Genomic DNA, 19928 nt, shown 5'->3' on the forward strand with positions numbered 1-19928 from the left:
TAGAAAGACGCTTATGTTGCCTGGTTCAGTCCACCACCGGATTACTCATGTTTTTTCCCTACCCGGTTTTTTATTCTCAGTATCCGGATTTTTGGCTCGCGCCTGTTCGCAGAGCCGGTTCAGCTCTTGCGCTGCCCTGGTTGCTTTTTCCTCTTGCCCCCTGGGGATGGCCAGGCGGTATTCCCCTTGTTTTCTTTGGGGTTTGGTCAGGCCCAGGCCTCTGGCTCCCATATAAGAATAGGATATCAAAAACCAGGTTCGATCCTTACCTGTGGATACGCTCGCCTTTTCAAGGGCGTCTGTTATCAATTGCCTGGAAAAAACCCAATTGCGGGGCTCCCCGAATATTCTGACGCCATTCATATATAATTTCAAATAGTTGTCAGCCTTGAGCAGTTTTTTACGGCGCATGGGAACGGCTATCAGCTTGAAAATTCTTTGGGGCAGGTAAAACAGGGTCCCTAAAAGGCACAACAGGGCAAAACTGGTTATATTGGTTTCACCCTGATCCCATACAGCCAGGACGGTTCCCAAAACAAGGCAGGCCAAAGCCAGGTGGTCCAGGCTAAATCCACGTATTGTCGGTCCCTTGGAAGCTGTTTGTGGCTCCATGAGGTCTACGACTTCCTGTTTTTCGCGGTCCTCAAATTCAAATTCGGCGATCAGCTTTTCGGCAAGCGGCATATATTTATTCCTTGAACAGTGCAGGAAGCTTCTCGACCGGATTGTCAAACCCGGCTTGGCCCGAATCCTGGGGTAAAAATGGTTATTGGCCTTTATTATAAGGCCTACACGTCAAATTGCAGCCTTGCACAAGCAGGATAAGGTTTACAAAAAGGCCCCTGTTTGCCTGAAAACGTAATTTGATGCGTGGAATCCCCCTTTATTGAGACTGTTTGAGGGATTTTTACAGAAGTTTAAATCCAATCTGAAAACCGGTTGTTTTTTTATCTTAAACGGTTGCCATTCTTTGCCCGGAAGCATAGAATACACCGGTTAACGCGCAGGGCTTTCCCTGCGGAAATTTCTATCTCTTAGAATACTTGTATTATATTCGGTCAGATAGGCCGAAAGAGCGCCTTCAAAATGTTAATGCCTGAAAAAACCACACCAATCCAGCAAAAAAACAATATACCCCGGATCAACGAGAGCCCCGCTGTATTTATGGACAGCTCCATGATAAACGATTCCCGCCTTTTAGAAGTGGCTGCCAAGCTGGCGGCCCGGGAAAGGTTGGATGCCGCCGACGGCATGGCCCTTATGACCACCAAGGATCTCCTTGGCTTGGGGGCCATGGCAAATGCGGTGCGGCGTTCCTTAAGGGGGAAAAAGGCCTATTATGTGCTCAACCGCCATGTCAATTACTCCAATGTGTGTGTAAATCATTGTGTGTTTTGCGCATATTGGCGCGCTCCCCAACAAGAAGGCGCCTTTTGCCTTTCCCCGGATGAGGCGGCCCGGCAGGCTCTGGAGGAACCGGACCTGGATCTTTCCGAACTACACATAGTTGGGGGCTGTCATCCGGATTTGCCCTTTGACTATTATCTGGAATTGCTGAGGGCCCTGAAAAAGGCCCGGCCCAAGGCTACGCTCAAGGCCTTTACCTCGGTGGAGGTAGCCCATTTTGCGGAAATTTCCGGCAAATCGCCCGAACAGATTCTGGTTGAGCTGAAAGAGGCCGGACTCGGCAGCATGCCCGGAGGAGGGGCGGAGGTCTTTGCGCCCCGGGTAAGGCGGGAGCTGTGTCCCAGAAAGGCCGATGCCAAGACCTGGCTGGAAATAGCGGGCATGGCTCACAACCTGGGGATTCCCACCAACGCCACCATGCTTTACGGTCATATTGAAACCCCTGAAGAGCGGGTGGATCATATACTTAAACTCAGGGACCAGCAGGATATTTCAGGCGGTTTCACGGCTTTCATCCCCCTGGCCTTTCATCCCGGCAACACCGGGCTCAAGGCCAGGTTCTGCGGAACCACGGGGATGGACGATCTGAGGGTTATGGCGGCCAGCCGCCTTTTGTTGGACAATTTCCCCCATATCAAGGCCTATTGGGTGATGCTTGGCCCCAAATTGGCCCAGGTTGCCTTGAACTTCGGAGCCGACGACCTGGACGGAACCATAGTAGAGGAACGCATTACCCATATGGCGGGGGCTCAGACCGCACCCGGGCTTACGGAGAATGCCTTGCGCGGCATGATTGAAGCCGGCGGCTTTGAACCGGTGCGCAGGGACAGCTGTTATAATTCTCTTGAAGATGTTGAATGAGTGATATGACCTGCTCTGATAATCTTTCTTCCGCGTTCGAGGCCTGTGAAAAGGGCATGCGTCTCACCAGGGAACAGGGCCTGGCCCTTTTGGAGGAGGCCGATTTTCTGACCCTGGGACGACTGGCCAACCGGGCGCGGTTTGTCCATAACCCGGATCCGGTGGTGACTTACGTGGTGGACAGAAACATAAACACCACCAACATCTGCACCAGCGGCTGCAAGTTCTGCGCTTTTTTCACTCCGCCCCAAAAAGGCGGCGGCTATGTACTGACCCATAGCCAGGTTGCGGATAAAATAGAAGAAACCAAAGCCCTGGGCGGCACCCAGATCTTGATGCAGGGGGGGCTTCATCCCGAGATCGGAGCCCGAAAAACAGCCGAACTTTTTACCTTTATAAAACAAAACCACCCCATAAAAATCCACGGGCTTTCTCCGCCGGAGGTGGTCCACATGGCCCGGGTTGACGGGCTTTCCGTTAAAGACGCCCTGGATCTTTTGATAGAGGCCGGGCTGGACTCCATACCCGGGGGAGGGGCCGAGATCCTGGTGGATCGGGTGCGCTCCCTGGTGGCCCCGAATAAATGCAAAACCGACGAGTGGCTCGAGGTAATGGAGCTGGCTCACCAAAAAGGGCTTTTAACCACCGGCACCATGATGTTCGGGCATGTGGAGACACCGGCTGAACGTATTGAACACCTGGACCGTTTGCGAAAGGTGCAGGACAGGAGCCTGCCCCGTAAAAAAGGGCGCTTCACGGCTTTTATCCCCTGGACCTTCCAGCCGGCCAATACAGCCCTGGACCATGTGCGCAAGGCCACGGGAGTGGAATATCTTCGTGTGCTGGCCGTTTCCCGGCTTTATCTGGACAACTTCGACCATATCCAAGCCAGTTGGGTGACTCAGGGCGATAAAATCGCCCAGCTTGCCCTTTTGTTCGGGGCCGACGATCTGGGCTCCACCATGATCGAGGAGAATGTGGTTAAGGCGGCGGGAGCTTCCTTCCGTCTCAGTCAAGAGCAGATGATCCGTCTGGCCCGGGACCTTGGATTAGAGGCCTGTCAGAGAAATACGGATTACACCCTTGTCCAAGTATAATCCTGTTTTTTAAAGTAATCCCATTATTAAATAGTTACACGCTTCTGCTTCCGGCCTTTATATTCCAGAGCGAAAAAACGCTTGGGGATGCAATGGCTTCGGTTTTATCCCATGCAAGACGGTGGAAAGAGAAAAACCTGGTTAAAACTTGTGGTTAAAGTTATCTCCGTTGGCTTTTTTGGGGATGACATCCGGGATGCGCCTGGTTTTTACGTGTGAAAAAGGTAGCAACCTCTTGATTTTTAATACGTCTTTGGTAAGTCCCAAGGCAAGTTTTTCAGAAATGAAAAACGGGATAATTCCATAAATGATAGTAGGTTTTAGGACTTTGACGTTTTCAGGGAGGTTTTGAATCCAACTAATACCCATGCGCATGATGGAATTTTGGCCTTGCAAATCCTGACAATTGCAAGTATGACGAGGTGAAACTAGTAATATTCGATCTATGGAGGTTGCTTATGGCCAAGGTTACGTATCCGAGTTTTGGGTGGACAACTCTCCTGATTAAGGCAGAATATTACGGAAAGACTTGAATACTCTGGCTAACGGTGCTTGATTTTTCTAAAAGGTGGGCGTAAATTTTGTGAGCCATTGGAAGCGAAGCTCGGTGTTGGAAGGCAAAACCGAAAAAACTTCTTGCCGGTGACTCTTCCCCCCTTCACTTCGCTGGCCTGCTTTAGGCCCACCAAGGACTGTTTCGGCACTTTCAATCGTTGGACTGGAACAGCGTTAGCGACACCGTGGACGGGTTTTTGAAAATCCGCCCGCGGGAATAAAGCAAGCACTTTGCAGATAAATGGAGCTTGCGCCGCCAACCCATAACAAAAAGGTGAGACCGTGTTTTTAACCATTGGCGTGTATGCCTCTCTGGCCATTTTTTGTGCCGGGATTTTATATAAATTGTACGTATGGACCAGCCGCCGCGTGGGCGCCGGCTTTTCCGACCTGACTGTTTCCCAGAGGGTGTCCGCTCTTTTCAAGAGTATTTTCAGCTCTATCTTCAGTAAGGACATCCTGACCCTGGCCAATGCTTTCTTCTGGGACGTGCTCCTTCTGAGAAGGGTCTTTAAGGCTGACTTCAAACGCTGGTTCGCCCACATGTGCATTTTCGTGGGATTCATGGCGCTTTTAATCATGCACGCCCTGGATAAGGAAGTATTCGTACTGTTTGACCCTTATAACGAATCCACCTTGAACCCCTATATGTTCCTGCGGAACTTCTTTGGGGTCATGGTCATTGTCGGCGTCTGTGTGGCTGTCTGGCGCAGACTCACCAGCCCGCTCATGCGTAAAACCGGAAACACCATGGACGCCTACACCATAATCATCCTGGCGGTGATCATGGTTTCGGGCTTTGCCCTGGAGGCGGTGAAAATACCCAGTGAAGCCGTTTTTGACAGAATGGTGGACGAAAATATCGGCGGTTATGACAGCGAGGAAGAGGCCCTGCCCCTTAAGGCCGTCTGGGCAAAGGACTACGGTGTGGTCTTCAAAAATTTTGAAATGCCCGATGACCCGGATGTGCTTGCCGAGGGTTACGACGTTCACACAGACAGCTGTGTAGACTGTCACGCAAAGCCCCAGTCCGCCTTCCTTTCCTATGGCCTGGCCAAGATGATTGACCCCATAGCCGTGGGTTTAAACGACGTAAGGGCGGACGAGATCCTTCTTTATCTCCACTTGCTGGCCTGTTTCATCGGCCTGGCCTATCTGCCCTTCAGCAAGTTCTTCCACGTGCTTACCGCACCCTTGGGCATGCTTAGCGGAGCAGTGGTGAAGAAATCCCAGCCCGCTCCCGCGGTTCTGGCCAACCACCGGGCCATGGAGCTCGATGCCTGCACCCATTGCGCGGTTTGCAGCGAGCACTGTTCCGTGGCATCGGCGCTCACCAGGTTTGATAACAACACTATCCTGCCTTCCGAGAAGCTGGCCTCTGCCAAGGGCATGCTGAACGGATCCGGAATTACCGACAACACCCTTGCGCTTCTGCGCCAGGGTTCCGATATCTGCACCGGTTGCTATCGTTGCACCGAACTCTGTCCTTCGGGCATCAACCTGCAGGACCTGTGGGCCGCGTTTAAGGAGGAGCTGGCTGAGAAGGGCTACCCGGACACCTATATCCAGGCCACTCAGACCATGACCGAAAAAGACGCCGCCGATGAGGGCAAGGCTGCCATGGAAGTGGTCAGTCAAAAGGCCGGCAACCCGGCTTCGGGCTATAATCTGCCTGAGGCAAGATACTGCTTCGAGTGCCAGACCTGCACCAACTCCTGCCCTGTGGTCCGTATGTATGATGATCCCAAGGGCGTCTTGGGCATGTTGCCCCACCAGATCATCCACACCCTGAAACTTTCCAGCGCCCTGGGCCTGGAACTCCAGGAAATGGCGGTTTCCACCCGCATGGTCTGGGACTGCACAACCTGCTACAACTGCCAGGAGCATTGCCCCCAAGGTGTGCCGATCGCTGATATTCTCTATGAGATTCGCAATCAGGCTTTTGCTGAATTGAACAAGAAAACCGCTTAATTAATTCTTTGCGGAAACCGGCTAAGGAGCCTTCAAAAATGGAATATGCCTTTTTCAAAGGTTGCAAGATACCCTATTATCAACCACATTACGGCACAGCCACTGAAGCGGTGTTCAATCGCCTTGATGTAAAGTTGGTTGATCTTGAATTCGGCTGCTGCGGATACCCCATAAGGCAGCAGGATCAGGACGCCTGGCTCATCTCAGCGGCCAGAAACCTGGCTATGTCCGCCGATAAGGGCCTGGACATACTTACACCCTGTAAGTGTTGTTTCGGCTCGCTTAAAAAAGCGGCCTACACCCTGGCCCATGACGAAGAAACCCTGGAAAGGGTCAACACAGCTCTATTCTCAGAAGAACTAAAGTACGAGCCCGGCAAGATCAAGGTGAGGCATCTGTTGCAGGTGCTGGACATCGAGGTCGGCGTCCAGACTCTTAAAGAAAAGATTCAAAAGCCGTTCACCAATCTCAACGTGGCCACCCATTACGGGTGCCATGCCCTTCGCCCCAGCAAGGTAACCGAGTTTGACGACCCCGTTAACCCCACCATTTTCGATCGTCTGGTGGAGGTTACAGGCGCCAAGAGCCTGGATTGGGATCAGAAAACCCAGTGCTGCGGTAATCCGCAGAAAGACAAAAACAATCCCCTGGCTAAGGCTATGACAGCTAAAAAGCTTAATAGCGGGCTGGCTATCGGGGCGGATTTTGTCTGTGTTGCCTGCACCTATTGTCAAATCCAATTCGATACCGTGCAAAAGGAAATGCTCGATCAAGGCGAGTTGCCCCAGGCGTTGCCTTCTCTGCTCTATCCCCAGCTTTTGGGTATAAGCATGGGAATTGATCCCCAGAAATTGGGCTTGGAGAAGAACTCCATTAATGCCGAGGGGATAGCGACTTTCTGTTAATGGGGTATTTTTCCCCTTGACTTAGTGCGTGAACTGAAATTTAATAGCCTAAAACCATACGATATTTAGGTGCATAAAACCTACTAAAAATAGGTAAGTTCCGTGAGTTAATGAATTTGTTCACAAGCTAATCGGTATGTTACAGGCTGCCGTGTGAAAGACCTATTATACGGACCGGTTCATATAGCCAATGGAGTTGTAATAACTAGCATATTAACTAATTATTACAACTATACAGGGTTTAAAGACTGAATTGCGTAAAGCTTCAGATTTGTCTTTCACGGCAGGCGTCAAGTTGCTTGCGCCCCGAAAAGTGAGGCCAAGAGCTAAAAGACTCGAATGAGTTGGGTGGAACCCAGAAAGATGAGGATTTTAGATGGCGGGTACCAAAAGCGGAGCGGTTTTGGTTGTTGGCGGTGGTATAGCCGGTATGCAGGCTTCCTTGGATTTGGCAGATAGCGGGTACTATGTCTACTTGGTGGAGAGGTCTTCTTCAATTGGCGGCATCATGAGCCAGTTGGACAAGACCTTCCCCACCAACGACTGCGCGATGTGAATTATCTCTCCCCGCCTGGTCGAGGTGGGACGACATCGAAATATTGAACTATTGACACTCTCCGAGGTGGAGAGTGTCCATGGCGAAGCCGGTAACTTCACGGTGCAGGTGAAAAAACACCCGCGCTATGTGGATATGGACAAGTGTATCGCCTGCGGGGCCTGCACCGAAAAATGCCCCAAAAAGGTGGACGACGTCTTCCAGGGCGGACTTGGCAAGAGGAAAGCCATACACGTCAAGTTTGCCCAGGCGGTGCCGCTTAAATACGTGATCGATCCGGAGAACTGCATTTACCTTACCAAGGGCAAATGCGGGGTCTGTTCCAAGGTCTGCCCCACAGGGGCCATAAACTACGAAGACAAGGAAGAGACCATAACCCTGGATGTGGGCGCGGTGGTCATGACTTTGGGGTCTGAATGCTATGATCCCAACAAACTTGATATCTACGGCTATGGCAAAAATAAAAACGTCATAACCTCTCTCGAATTTGAGCGCATGCTGGCCGCGGCCGGTCCCTTTGCCGGGCACCTCACCAGGGTGAGCGACAAGTCCGATCCCAAGAAGATCGCTTTCCTGCAATGCGTGGGTTCCAGGAACACCCATGCAAACGCCAGCAGTCACTGTTCCAGCGTCTGCTGTTCCTTTGCGGTGAAAGAAGCCGTCATGGCCAAAGAGCATGGCGGGGAAGACCTGGACACGGCGATCTTCTACATTGACATGCGCACCCAGGGCAAGGATGTGGAGCGCTATTACGAGCGGGCCAAAGAGCTGGGGGTGAGGTTTGTCAAATCCCGCATACCCAGCCTGCCCAAGGGCTCCGAAGATCCTGAGCGCACGGTGATTGAATACACCGACCCCACGGGAAGGCACATAAGCGAGGAATTTGACCTGGTGGTCCTTTCGGTGGGTTACGCCATCAGCGAGGCGGTGCGTCTGCAGGCCGAAAAGCTCGGTATTGAGCTTAAACCCGGGGAATATCCGGATACGGACAGCTTCAATCCGGTGCGCACCATGCGTCCGGGCGTATTCATGGCGGGCAGCCTCCAGGCTCCCAAGGATATTCCCTTCTCGGTTATAGACGCCTCTGCCTGCGCGGGCGAGGCATCCGGGCTCTTGTCCGAGGTGAGGGGCGCCCTTTCCAAAGAGGTGATCCTGCCCGAGGAGATAGATGTCAAAGGCGACGCCCCGCGGATTGGCGTTTTCATTTGCAATTGCGGGACCAATATCGCAGGTGTGGTTGATTGTCCTCAGGTCTCCGAGTATGCGTCCGGTTTGCCCAATGTGGTCCATGTAGAGGAGAATCTTTTCTCCTGCTCCCAGGACACCCAGGATAAAATTGCGGCCACGATCAAGGAAAAGGACCTGAACCGGGTGGTGGTGGCGGCTTGCACGCCCAGGACCCACGAACCCCTTTTCCAGGAGACCCTGATCAACGCGGGGCTTAACAAATATCTATTTGAGATGGCCAATATCCGCAACCAGTGCTCCTGGTGCCATAGTAAGGAGCCGGAAAAGGCAACAGCCAAGGCCAAGGACTTGGTGCGCATGAGTGTGGCCAGGGCCGGTCTGTTAAAGCCCCTTGAAGAGAGCGAGCTTGCCCTTAACAACGCCGGTTTGGTTGTGGGCGGGGGATTGGCCGGAATGACCGCGGCCCTGTCCCTGGCCAACCAGGGGTTCAAGGTCTACCTGGTTGAAAGGGAAGAAACCCTGGGCGGAAACGCCAGCCGCCTCGGCAGGACTTGGCGGGGTGAGGACGTGCAGGAGAAATTGGCCGCCCTGGTCAAACAGGTTGAGGAGGATCCCCTGGTTGAAGTCTTCTTAAAGACCACCATCAGCCATGTGGATGGCTTTGTGGGCAATTTCAAGACTGCGCTGGCCACGCCCGAAGGCGCTAAAGAGGTGGAACACGGGGCCTGCATTATCGCAACCGGAGCCACCGAGCTGAATACAGAAGACTATCTGCATAATAAAGACCCCAGGGTTTTGACCGGCATGGAGCTGGAAGACAGACTGGCTGAAGGTGAACTGGGCCTGGAAGGACCCAATGGGGTGGCCTTTTTACAATGCGTGGGCTCCAGGACTCCGGAGCGGATTTATTGCTCCAAGGTGTGCTGCACCCAGTCCTTGGTAAATGCCCTCAGGATAAAGGAAATTGAGCCCGAGCGGCCGGTGTTTATCATCTATCGTGATATCAGGGCCTATGGCCTGCGGGAGGAAGTTTACCGCAAGGCCAGGGAAGCGGGGGTCTATTTCATTCGCTACGACCATGTCAAGGGTCTGGATGTGAGCCAGGAACCAGACAGTCTGAGGCTTAAGCTCACCGACCTGGATCTGGGCAGTGAACTGAAGATAAAGGCGGCCATGCTGGTCCTGGCCTCGGCCATGGCCACAGATCCGGTATCTGATCCTGAGCTGGCCCAGATGTTCAAGGTGGCTCAGAATCAGGACGGATTTTTCCAGGAGGCTCACGCCAAACTGAAACCGGTTGAGTTTGCCACGGACGGTGTGTTTGTATGCGGTCTGGCTCACTCTCCCCAACCCATGGAAGAGACCACGGCCCAAGGACAGGCCGCGGCCGCCAGGGCGGCGGTGCTCTTGAGCTCCACTGGTCTGGCTGTGGGCGGCTCTGTGGCAGAGATAGATGAGAACAAATGCGTGGGCTGCGGAGTTTGCGTTGATGTCTGCCCTTATCAGGCCATCAGCATGGATTTGGAGAAGATGAAAGCCCAGGTGAACGAGGCCACCTGCAAAGGGTGCGGCACCTGCGCCGCCTCCTGCCGTTCCGGAGCGCCTCAGCTTAAAGGCTTTACCCAAGAGGCGATCATGGCCCAGATCGCGGCCCTGTAGGCCTCGCCAGACAAACAGCAATCAGAAGTTGCGTTAAGGCCCCGGCAGATTTGAGTCTGCCGGGGCCTTTTGCCTTTAACCGAGGGAGGCTATGAGGGGGGGTAAAGTGCTCAGTGCTTGAGTTCCTGGGGCACTACGAGCTCCGATCCCTGGGACTTGGCCTTACGCCACAGGGCCCATACCAGGCTGGCCACAGAGAGGATGATCAGCACCAGGGCCACCGGGCTTTGCCAGAAAATGGCAGGTGTCCCATCTGACAGTAAAAGTGCGGTGCGGGTGTTTCGCTCCAAAATGGGACCAAGGATAAAGGCCAGAATAAAAGGCGGGATGCTGAATCCGGCCTTTCTCATCAAATATCCCGCTCCACCCAAAACGATGAACAGCTTGAGGTTGAAAACATTGAATTCCTCGGCATAGACGCCCACTACGCAACAGACCACCACTGCAGGGAAGAACAGCGAGTAATCCAGATTCTTGAATATGCTGCGAACTACCTGGATAAAGGGCAGGGCCACCACAAAAGCGCCTATAAAATCGATCATCAAAAGCAGCACGAAAAGGCCGTAGATCATTTCGGGATGCTCTTGCATGAGCATGGGGCCCGGGATCATGCCCTGAATCATAAAGGCCCCGTACATAACCGCAGCAGCCACACTGCCGGGTATGCCAAGGGTGACCAATGGGATCAGGGAAGAGGCTGCCACTGCGTTGTTGCCCGCCTCCGGAGCGGCGATGCCCCTGGCGTCTCCCTTGCCGAATTCAGATGTCTTTCCGGCGGATCGTCTGGCTTCGCCGTAACATACAAAGGCTGTGGTCGTAGCTCCGATGCCGGGCAAGGCACCCAAAAGGGAGCCCACAAAAGAAGACCTGATAAGGTCCTTGAGGCAGAATTTCAAATCGGCCAGGCGCTGGCTAAAGGAATAGGGTAGGAGCTTTATTTCTTTAGCCGTGCTGTTTTGGGAAGACAGCTGGGAGATGCGCCCGGCCTGCACCAGTATCTCGGAAAGGGCCAAAAGGGCGATAATGGTCAGGACAAACGGGATGCCGTTATCCAGGTCTTCCAAACCAAATACATAGCGTCTGGAGGCGCTCATGTTATCCAGCCCCACAATGGCCAGCATCAAACCCAGGACAATGGATATGAATCCTTTCCAGATTTCAATTCTGCTGTCACCCAAAAGGGTGATGACCGCGGTGAGTGAAAACAGAATCAGGGCTGCGATCTCGGCCGGGCCCAGCCTTAAAGCCACGGCAGACAGGGGCGGGGCTGTGAAGATCAAAAGCAGGTTGCTTATGGTGCCGCCGATCACGGAAGCCCATAGGGCTATCTCCAATGCCCTTTTCTGCTGCCCGCTTTGAGCCATGGGGTAACTGTCCAGGGCCGTGGCCGCGGCTTCCGGGGTGCCCGGGATATTGAAGAGAGTGGCAGTGATGGAGCCTGCGTAGGCCCCGCCTTTGTAACATCCCATCAAAAGGGCGATTGCAAACAAAGGGTCCAGGGTGAAAGTAAAGGGCAGAATAAGAACCATGGCTGTAACGGCCATGACGCCGGGGATGGCTCCGGCTACCACGCCAATGGCGTAACCGATTATTATTGCGACAATATTAGGCAGGGTAACGGAATAAACAGCCCCCTGCCACAAATGACCAAATATCTCAAACATGATCCGTCTCCATAACAGGCAAGGGCTTTGTCAGTGGATGATCGCCTGGATCATTTCCTCCAGCGGGCCTTCAGGCAAGGGTGCATTCAATGCCATGAATATTCCTGTGAGAAGGCTCGGAAGAACCACGCATACAATAAGGGTGTTTCTTCTGTTGGTGGCGCGGAAGATCTTGGCGCCCAGTAAAAGGAATACAAACGTAGAGGGCAAAAAGCCGATGTATTCCAGGGTGAAGATCCAGACACCGGTCAAGCCGAACATGGCCAGGGGACGCCAGTAGTCCTGCCAGAATCCGGTTTGTTTTTTGGCTTCTTCGGGCTGAGTCTTTGCCTGTTTACGGAAGATGAGAAATCCCTCCAGCAAATATGCCAGGGAGAAGAGAGCTAAAAGGGTGTTAATCAAAAGAGGATAAGTGCTTGATGATCCTTCCGCCACGACCTGGGTCGGTATCAGGTAGACGTAATTGAATACGCAAAATGCAAGCAGGCCGGTTGCGGTGAATACCTCTGAACGAGTTGTCATCAATCAATCTCCCTTTTGGAAGCCGGTTTTCCCGCGGGCAGATGCCTTGTTAAGGTCTGTTGCTGAGGATGCTTGGTTTTCGGCTTCCTAAGATAAAACAGGCCGGGGCACAATCCACCCCGGCCTGCATGAGATTTTTAGAATTTTTTCAAGCCCACGGTCTTTAGGATATCTCCCCAGACGGTCCAGTACTGGTCAGCCAGTTTCTGGTATTTGGCGCCGTCTAAGAAGTCAATGCTGACATAAAGCTCATCTTTAGCCTTTTTCTGCACGTCAGCCTGTTCCACGGCGTATTTTATGGCCTGTTCCATTTTTTTGCGAATATTCTCAGGGGTTCCCTTGGGGAAGACTGCACCCAGACAGGAGAACTGGAAGAAGTCATAACCCATCTCCTTCAAGGTCTTGGTGTCGGGAGTAAGGGGAATGCGTTTCTCGCTTAAAATGGCGAGCGGCTTGATTTTGCCTGCCTTAAAGGAGGAAACAGAGGCAGTGGTGGAGGTGTTGACTGCCTGGACATGGCCTCCTAAGAGACCGGCCACTGATTTGGGGTTCCCCTTAAAGGGAATGGGCCGCATCTGGACGTTTTCCTTGTTGGCCAGCCAAGCCACACCCAAGTGGTTGGTTGTGCCCAGCCCGGGGGTGCCGTAGGTGACTTTGCCGGGGTTCTTCCTGGCATATTCCAAAAGCTCCTGCAGGTTGCTCCAGGGAGCGTCTGCGCGCACATACAAGACATAGTCATAGTGCATGGGCGAGGCGATATACACCAGTTCTTTGGGGTTGTAGGTGAGCTTGCGCATCTGCGGAATAGTCGTCAGTGTCGGCAGGTTGGCCCAGCTCATGGTGTAGCCGTCCGGCTTTGCCTTGTTGAGGGTGCTCAAGGCCACAGCCCCGCCTGATCCGGGTTTGTTGATCAAAACCATATGCTGCCCCAGGTATTTTTCCATATAAGGGGCTATGGTGCGCACAAAAACGTCCGTGGTGCCGCCGGCGGGCAGGGGTATGAAAACTTTAATGGGTTTCGTAGGATACTCATCGGCAAAGGCCAGACCAGCCATCATGGTTAACGCAACGAGACAGCTTGCCAGCACGGCGATCGATTTCTTTTTCATCTCCGACTCCCTTTTAAAAGCTCGAATCACAATCTCCCAAGAAGTTGCTGTCAGCGCAGCAGATATGGAATATCCACCCACAAGGCGTCCTTGGGACACTCCACTTCACAAGGCAGGCAGAACCAGCAGGTCCTGAACTTGCCAAAAGGCTTTCCGCAGGAATAACAACGCCCGGCTTCCTCTCTGGCCTGTTCCTCACTCATGGTCAGTTCGATCTCCTTGAAATCGCCCTGGCCCGAGCAGGAATGCGCGCCGGGTTGAACCCTTTCGGCTTTTGATCCCCGCGATTTGTCTATTTCATATTCGGTTTCAAACGGACCCTGGTAAGCGCGTCCATAACTTAAATGCTCATCTTTAAACAGACGGTCTACACTCTCTGCCGCTTCCCTGCCAGAGGCCATGGCCTGGACCACAGTGCTTGGGCCCCGGGTGAGGTCTCCGGCCAGAAAAACCTTGGTTTCACCGGTTTGCAGGGTGAGGGGGTTGAACTGAGGAGTAGCGCCGTTAAACAGGGAAAGATCCCTTTTCTGACCAACGGCGATGATGACCTCGTCGGCCTGAATTTCCTTGGTCTGGCAATCCTCAAAGCAGGGGGCAAAGGCGCCCTTGGCGTCAAACACGGAAATGCATTTTTTCAGGGTCACACCGGAAACCTTACCCTGTTTAAGGGTTATGGCGCTTGGCCCCCAGCAGTTATCTATGAGAATGCCTTCAGAGCGGGCCAATGCCACGGCTTCGGGTTCGGCAGGCATCTCGGATTTGTCTTCCAGGCAAACCACGGTTGCCTTTTTTGCACCCAAACGCACCGCGGTCTGGGCGGTGTCCAGGGCGACCTCGCCGCCGCCGATCACCACCACCTGTTCGCCCACCTTCGGGGCCTGGCCGCTTCTTACCTGGCCCAGGAACTCCAAAGCGTGCCGGACTCCTTCGGCCTCCTCTCCGGGAAGTCCCAGGTTTATGGCCTGGGGGCAGCCTGTGGCCAGGATTACCGCGTCATATTTCTCCGTGATCTCCGCAAGCTCGATATCTTTGCCAATGGTCTGCCCGCCCTTGAATAAAAGGCCCAGATCCGTGAGCTTTTTGAACTCGCGGGAGACCAGGTCGCCGGAAAGCCTGAACTCCGGGATCGCCCAGCGCAGCATGCCGCCCGGCTCTTTGGCCGAGTCATACATGACTACTGCGTGGCCTTTCAGCAGAAGATCATAGGATGCCAACATACCGGCGGGTCCGGAGCCGATAATGGCGCAGGTCTTGCCGCTGGGGCTTTGCTTCTCCGGCAGGACTTGCCCGCTTGTTTCAAACTTGTCTGCCAAATAGCGCTTTAACTGCTTAATGGCCACGGGCTGGTCTCCGTCTTTGCCCCTGGAACAGCTTTTTTCGCATTGGGCTGAGCAGATTCTGCCCAGAATAGAGGCAAAGGGGAGCTTTTCTTGGATAACCTCATAGGCTTCCTGGTCTTCGCCCCTTAAGATCAGCTGCACATAACCCTGGCAGTTAAGCCCCAGGGGACAGGCCTGCCTGCACGGGGCCAGTTTAAGCCGCAGGTTGTCCAAGATGCAGGTGTCAACGCAGGTGCCGCAATAAATGCACTTGTCCTGGTCAATCTTGATGTTGTCGGACAAGGCCTCCAGGATGGTGTTGCGCTCCATTATTTTGCCCTCCTGATGATCTCTTTGTGCTGGATCTGGACCTCGCCGGGGGTGTCGCCTTTGGTCAGGACTATATGCTTGAGCCAGTTCTGGTCGTCTTTATCCGGGAAGTCGCTACGGTAATGCCAGGGCAGCCAACGGCTTTCGGTCCTCTCCAAGGAGGCTGTGGCTGAAAGCGTGGCGCATTGGATGATGTTTTCCACTTCAAGGGTCTTGAACAGGTCGTGCTTGTCGCGCACAAAAACCATGGTCTCAAGTTCCGTGCGGAAGCGGTCCATCCACCATAAAAGCCGGTTGAGCTTGTAGGCGTTTTTGGGCGGGCTTAAGTAGTCGCTGATAATACGTCTGACTTTGTATTCAAACTCTTCAATAGATACGGGGTTTTTGCTCCTGGCGGATCTGGCTTCCAGCTTTTCGATGAAATCTTCCACCTGCTCCTTGTCCACCGGCTCGTAATCTACTGTGGATGCGAATTCACCGGCGTTTTCCGCCGAAATTTCGCCGTAGACAAATGCGCCGGAAAGGTGGCCGCGTGCGCAGAGGGAGGTGTCGCCGGCAGCGTAAAGGCCCTTGACCGAACTTTCGCCGTTTTCATCGATGCGCACGCCTGTAATGCCGTGGCCTCCGCAGAGATAAACTTCAGTGGGCCAGAGCTCGATCTCGCCGGTTCGGAAATCATTGTCCCTGCCTGCGTGGAAACGCTCACAGGCCGGTCTTTCGGTGGTGAAAAGAATTTCTTCAATTTCTTTGATGTGCTTTTCGGAGAGGTGGTCCATGCGAATGCGCATGGGGCCGGTATGGTCAAAGAAGTCTTCGTTGCACATGGTTTTGATGGAGGGGTGGTCTTTATCCCGTCTTTGATCCATGGCGTTTAAGAGATGCGCGCCCCTGGTCAAGGTGATGTAAAGTAAAGGCGCGTTGATGTCTTTGGTGATGTAGTAGTAAAGGGTGTATTCAAATCCGCTCAGCTCTGCGCCGGCGTTGTAGGCCAGGCAGTAGCCGTCGCCCGTATTGCCGGGGAAGTCGTAAACGCCGTAAAGGTTTCCATTGGGGGGCAGGCCGAAACGGGCGGTGCCTCCGGCGCTTAAGATCGCGCTTTTGGCCTGAATAACCATGGGCTCGCCGGTGCGGACGTTCATGGCCACCGCGCCCGTGATGCGTCCGTCTTTTTTCAAAAGCTTGGCGCACATGGTCCGGTTGACCACCTTGACGCCCAAGTCGACCATGCGTTTGTGCAAAATGGTTTTGAGCTCCGGCTCCTTCATGGTTACGCAGAAACGGCCCTTGGGGTGGACCTGGAGGATCTCATATTCCCCTTTTTCATCCACAGGGAAACAGACACCCCAGTCCAACAGCCTTTTCATTACGTCATAGCTTCTCTCGGCCATGCGATAGTTAACCGGTTCATCCATAATGCCGTCGCAGGCCATGGAGTTGGACTCCACGTAAAGCTCTGGTGTGGCCACTCCGGGCAAGGCCACGATGTTCAAGGCGTCCATGCCGCGGGCGATACAGCCGGAGTACTTGGCATCGCCTTTTTCCAAGACAATGACATCCATGTCAGGATGAACCGTTTTGGCGCGGATGCCGGCCATGGCGCCGGCACTGCCGCCTCCGACAATCAGAATGTCGCATTTGAGAACCGGGTAATCATGAGTCATGTTAAGCTCCTGATTTTTATTGGCCTTGTCCGAAGGTAACGCCCCCTTCCGGAATAGTCAGGGCGTAGTTGTCGGGTTAGTGAAAAGAAACACATGCAAGGCCAAAAAATAATTGGGCATCAGTTAATCCGCATATGCAGTTCGCCCAGGCCTGGATCTATAAAAATTTTTTAGCTGCTGTTGCGGGTATCTCTCCTTGAACTGTGCCGGAAGTTTGCCGCTCAGACGGTCATTTGAAGCAGCACAGTCTTAAATTGATATAAACATATATAGCAATTTGGTCAACAACAAAATGACTCCCAATCAGCCTGGTAGAATAATTGTTTTTTAACAAGCTGATTTTATGTAGATATTTTTGAGAAATTTTTTTGAATAAATTACCTGGGAAAGAGCCTGTCATATGAAGATATATACTAATTTTCGGGAATGGTGCTCAAATGGAAGAGATCGATCCCTTTTGGCTGGTTTTTGTTAAAGGTCGCCGGAAGTGATCTGTTGAATTGCCGGCATAAACCGGGTTGCAGGCAAGAGGCGCATGTGCGGGTAAAAAATGAATCCTCAAAGCATCCGCCCAATTATACGGATTGATGACGGGCCGTCTACTTGCGGTTTCTTTAATGATAATTAGTTTAAGCCACTTGGCAAGGAACAAGCTTCTGCCAAGTGGCTCACGAGGTTCGGAAGGCCTCTCCAGGTGCTTTGACAGCTCAATAGTGAGCCGCGTTTTTACGGATTATGTTCTGGTCTTCGGTGTGCAGATAGCTTATGCGATATTCATAGGGCAGGTCGCGAATGGTGGTTGCCAGCATTTCAATACGTAAAAGGGGCGAACCATCGGCAACCTCAAGTATGGCCGCATTTTCTTCATGAGCAGCCACCGCGCTTATCGCCTCCATGGTTGATAAGGTCGGCATTTTATAGCGCTGCTCAATCAAAAGATACAAAGGCGTCTCTTCGTGTTCTCGCAGGCTGATTTGGTTGAAGTCAGGGAAAATATCTCTCGGCAGATAAGATATGACATAGACCATGGGCCTGTTTTCATGTTTAAAGACCCTGGGCAGATGAAAAAACATGGTATCCGGGGGGAGGTTCATTTTGGCCGCGGCCTTTGGTTCCTGCCCCAGGTTAACGGGCTCCAGGCACTTTATGTTCAAGCGCAGGCAATCACTGGCAAAATTTTCGGCAAAGCGGTAATAGCGCAGGGAATCGGTGTGTTCCGATGAATTGCGTACATAGGTGCCCCTGCCTTGCTGACGTGAAAGATACCCCTGTTCCACAAGCCCTTGCAGGGCATGACGTACAGTTCCTATGCTGGCCTGGAAAAAATCGGCCAAGCCCCTTTCAGTGGGTATGCGATCGCCCGGGGACCAGGTTCCATTGGCAATATTACCCAATATTGTGTCCTGAATAAGCCGATACTTTGGCCTTTCTCCCTGGGGTGCGAAAATACTGTTTCCGTTAACCGGGCGGTTCTTTGTCAAAATAATTTCCTCAGCCATAAATATGGGGTCTCTGGTTATGTCCGAATGACGACTTCTCTTTTTCGCAGGCGGCAAAATCCTTTTCCGCTGGTTTGCGGCAAGCTTGGCGGTCTTTGCCTGTAATGATCATCTGCTAATCGTTCGCTGGTGTTTGAACTCGGGTCATAACCTTGTTTTTTGCGATTCTCGGTTGATCTTAAGTTTAAGTGGGCAAACATATACATCATTTATGCATATAGTGCACCTATTATTGGGTAACTTGCAATTTTACCCGGACTGTTCAGGGATAGTGCCTGCTTTATAGTGAAATACCTGTAGTTAACTTAGCTCTCTTCTTGGTTGGCCCAGGCCTCTCAAAGTTGGCGCCTTAAACAGAACAAAGGCGCATTCTGAGAAAATGTTGCTTTCCGGCTTGGAGAAAGACCTGGGACCGCCATAGTTAAGCACCTCAAAAATCATGTGGGTTTAATCGGTCAATAGATCCATCCATAATTTTAAAAACGGAATTTGAAGGCGCTTTCCGGCACTACACTTCTAATCCTTATAAAAAGCACAAAAAAGCAGCTGATCTTTTTAGCCCGGTTGGTTTTTCCCCGTTGCTTTGTAATTAAATCGCGGGTTGGTGGCAACAAGGCCGTAAATTGTGCGGTTTATTTTTCCAGACGCACCTCACTGATTTTTCCCTGGGTGATTCTGGGCAGTTCACTGGAATTGAGCTTGAACACGGCGTTTGGCGTGCCGGCGGCCGCCCAGATGTAGTCATATTCCAGAAGATCCTGGTCGATAAAGGTGGTCACAGGCTCAAGATGCCCCACAGGCGGAATCCCCCCAATGGTAAACCCCGTTTTTTGTTTAACAAAATCAGCATCAGCCTTCCCCAGCTTTTCTCCAAGCAATGCGGATACCTTTTTCAGATCCACCATGTTGGCTCCGCTGGCAATGACCAGGACCGGCTGTTGGGATTGTTTTGCTTTAAATATTAAAGATTTTGCGATTTGTCCAACCTCACAATGAACAGCCTGGGCAGCATCCTGGCTGGTTCGGGTGGAGCTGGGCATAATCTGAATTTGAACTTCAAGTTCAAGGTTTTTAAGAGCTTGGCTTACTTTCTGAATGCTTGGATGATTTATATCTGACATACAGTTGTCCCGGTGTTAAGTGAAATGTTTAAGCAGCCTATATCAGCAGGATCAAGCTACATAAAAATTAACTTAAAAGCAATCTCAATCCTGGGAAGCGGGGCTTTGGATTTTTTATTATTAAAAGTGATAAAAATTAAACTTTCCCCAGCTAACTTGATTAAGGGAAAACAGGCCTTGCTGTTTAAGTGATCCTGTTTTGTTTTTCGCCGCTCTAAACGATCATTTTGACTTTTCAGGTCAGATTCCTGAAATTGTCCCGGTTTGGAAACTGGGCAGTTCGGTAAGCTTGGTAAAAAAAAGCTCCTGCCGGGTGCTGGGAAAAAGCCGGGCTTGGGGATTTATTTTGTAAATAAAATACTCTTGTTACCTGTTTATAGGATGGATTGATGCGGTTTCGGAGTATTAAGCCTTTAGGCTAAGCTGTGCATATGGCGGATTATAAACCGGGGATGCTATCCGGAGGTGGTTTTCAATAATAAACCGGGTCGGCTGAACCAGACC

General features: G+C 52.3%; 13 protein-coding genes. 5 read left to right on the forward strand and 8 right to left on the reverse strand.

Going from position 1 to position 19928, the window contains the following annotated elements; genetic code table 11:
- Window positions 1-45: 45 nt before the first annotated feature.
- Complete coding sequence (locus X474_RS05835) at window positions 46-684, reverse strand: cell division protein ZapA (protein ID WP_044347437.1); 639 nt, start codon at window positions 682-684, stop codon at window positions 46-48.
- Window positions 685-1086: 402 nt separating this feature from the next.
- Between X474_RS05835 and mqnE the strand changes: the two genes are divergently transcribed.
- The 5 genes from mqnE (at window position 1087) to X474_RS05870 (ending at window position 10199) form a co-directional block, all read left to right on the forward strand.
- Window positions 1087-2268, forward strand: coding sequence for an aminofutalosine synthase MqnE (gene mqnE / locus X474_RS05840; protein ID WP_231688294.1), 1182 nt, complete (start codon window positions 1087-1089; stop codon window positions 2266-2268).
- On the forward strand, window positions 2265-3365 hold the full coding sequence (gene mqnC, locus X474_RS05845) for a cyclic dehypoxanthinyl futalosine synthase (protein WP_197281991.1): 1101 nt from the start codon (window positions 2265-2267) through the stop codon (window positions 3363-3365). Before mqnE ends, mqnC begins: the two co-directional genes overlap by 4 nt.
- An 837-nt stretch (window positions 3366-4202) precedes the next feature.
- The gene (locus X474_RS05855) at window positions 4203-5891 is read left to right on the forward strand and encodes a 4Fe-4S dicluster domain-containing protein (protein WP_052514907.1); all 1689 of its coding nucleotides are present in this window, start codon (window positions 4203-4205) and stop codon (window positions 5889-5891) included.
- 38 nt (window positions 5892-5929) lie between these two features.
- Window positions 5930-6796, forward strand: coding sequence for a CoB--CoM heterodisulfide reductase iron-sulfur subunit B family protein (locus X474_RS05860; protein ID WP_044347441.1), 867 nt, complete (start codon window positions 5930-5932; stop codon window positions 6794-6796).
- A gap of 376 nt (window positions 6797-7172) precedes the next feature.
- Window positions 7173-10199: an FAD-dependent oxidoreductase gene (locus X474_RS05870; RefSeq protein WP_156360642.1), complete on the forward strand. Its 3027-nt coding sequence runs from the start codon at window positions 7173-7175 to the stop codon at window positions 10197-10199.
- Window positions 10200-10309: 110 nt separating this feature from the next.
- On the opposite strand, the gene X474_RS05875 is transcribed toward X474_RS05870, so the two are convergent.
- From X474_RS05875 to X474_RS05905, 7 genes are all read right to left on the reverse strand, one after another.
- Entirely contained in the window at window positions 10310-11863 is a 1554-nt protein-coding gene (locus X474_RS05875) for a tripartite tricarboxylate transporter permease (RefSeq protein ID WP_044347445.1), read from the reverse strand.
- A 30-nt stretch (window positions 11864-11893) separates the two neighbouring features.
- Window positions 11894-12385, reverse strand: coding sequence for a tripartite tricarboxylate transporter TctB family protein (locus X474_RS05880; protein ID WP_044347447.1), 492 nt, complete (start codon window positions 12383-12385; stop codon window positions 11894-11896).
- A gap of 137 nt (window positions 12386-12522) precedes the next feature.
- On the reverse strand, window positions 12523-13494 hold the full coding sequence (locus X474_RS05885; protein ID WP_052514908.1) for a Bug family tripartite tricarboxylate transporter substrate binding protein: 972 nt from the start codon (window positions 13492-13494) through the stop codon (window positions 12523-12525).
- Window positions 13495-13544: 50 nt separating this feature from the next.
- Window positions 13545-15143, reverse strand: a complete 1599-nt coding sequence (locus X474_RS05890) for an FAD-dependent oxidoreductase (protein ID WP_052514909.1) — start codon at window positions 15141-15143, stop codon at window positions 13545-13547.
- Window positions 15143-16804 (reverse strand): FAD-binding protein, encoded by a 1662-nt coding sequence (locus X474_RS05895; protein WP_044347449.1) that lies wholly within the window; start codon window positions 16802-16804, stop codon window positions 15143-15145. Before X474_RS05895 ends, X474_RS05890 begins: the two co-directional genes overlap by 1 nt.
- 707 nt (window positions 16805-17511) lie before the next feature.
- On the reverse strand, window positions 17512-18285 hold the full coding sequence (locus tag X474_RS05900; protein ID WP_197281992.1) for a GntR family transcriptional regulator: 774 nt from the start codon (window positions 18283-18285) through the stop codon (window positions 17512-17514).
- A 650-nt stretch (window positions 18286-18935) separates the two neighbouring features.
- The gene (locus X474_RS05905) at window positions 18936-19424 is read right to left on the reverse strand and encodes a YbaK/EbsC family protein (protein WP_044347453.1); all 489 of its coding nucleotides are present in this window, start codon (window positions 19422-19424) and stop codon (window positions 18936-18938) included.
- Window positions 19425-19928: the final 504 nt, after the last annotated feature.

The organism is Dethiosulfatarculus sandiegensis (assembly GCF_000931935.2).
GTDB lineage: Bacteria > Desulfobacterota > Desulfarculia > Desulfarculales > Desulfarculaceae > Dethiosulfatarculus > Dethiosulfatarculus sandiegensis.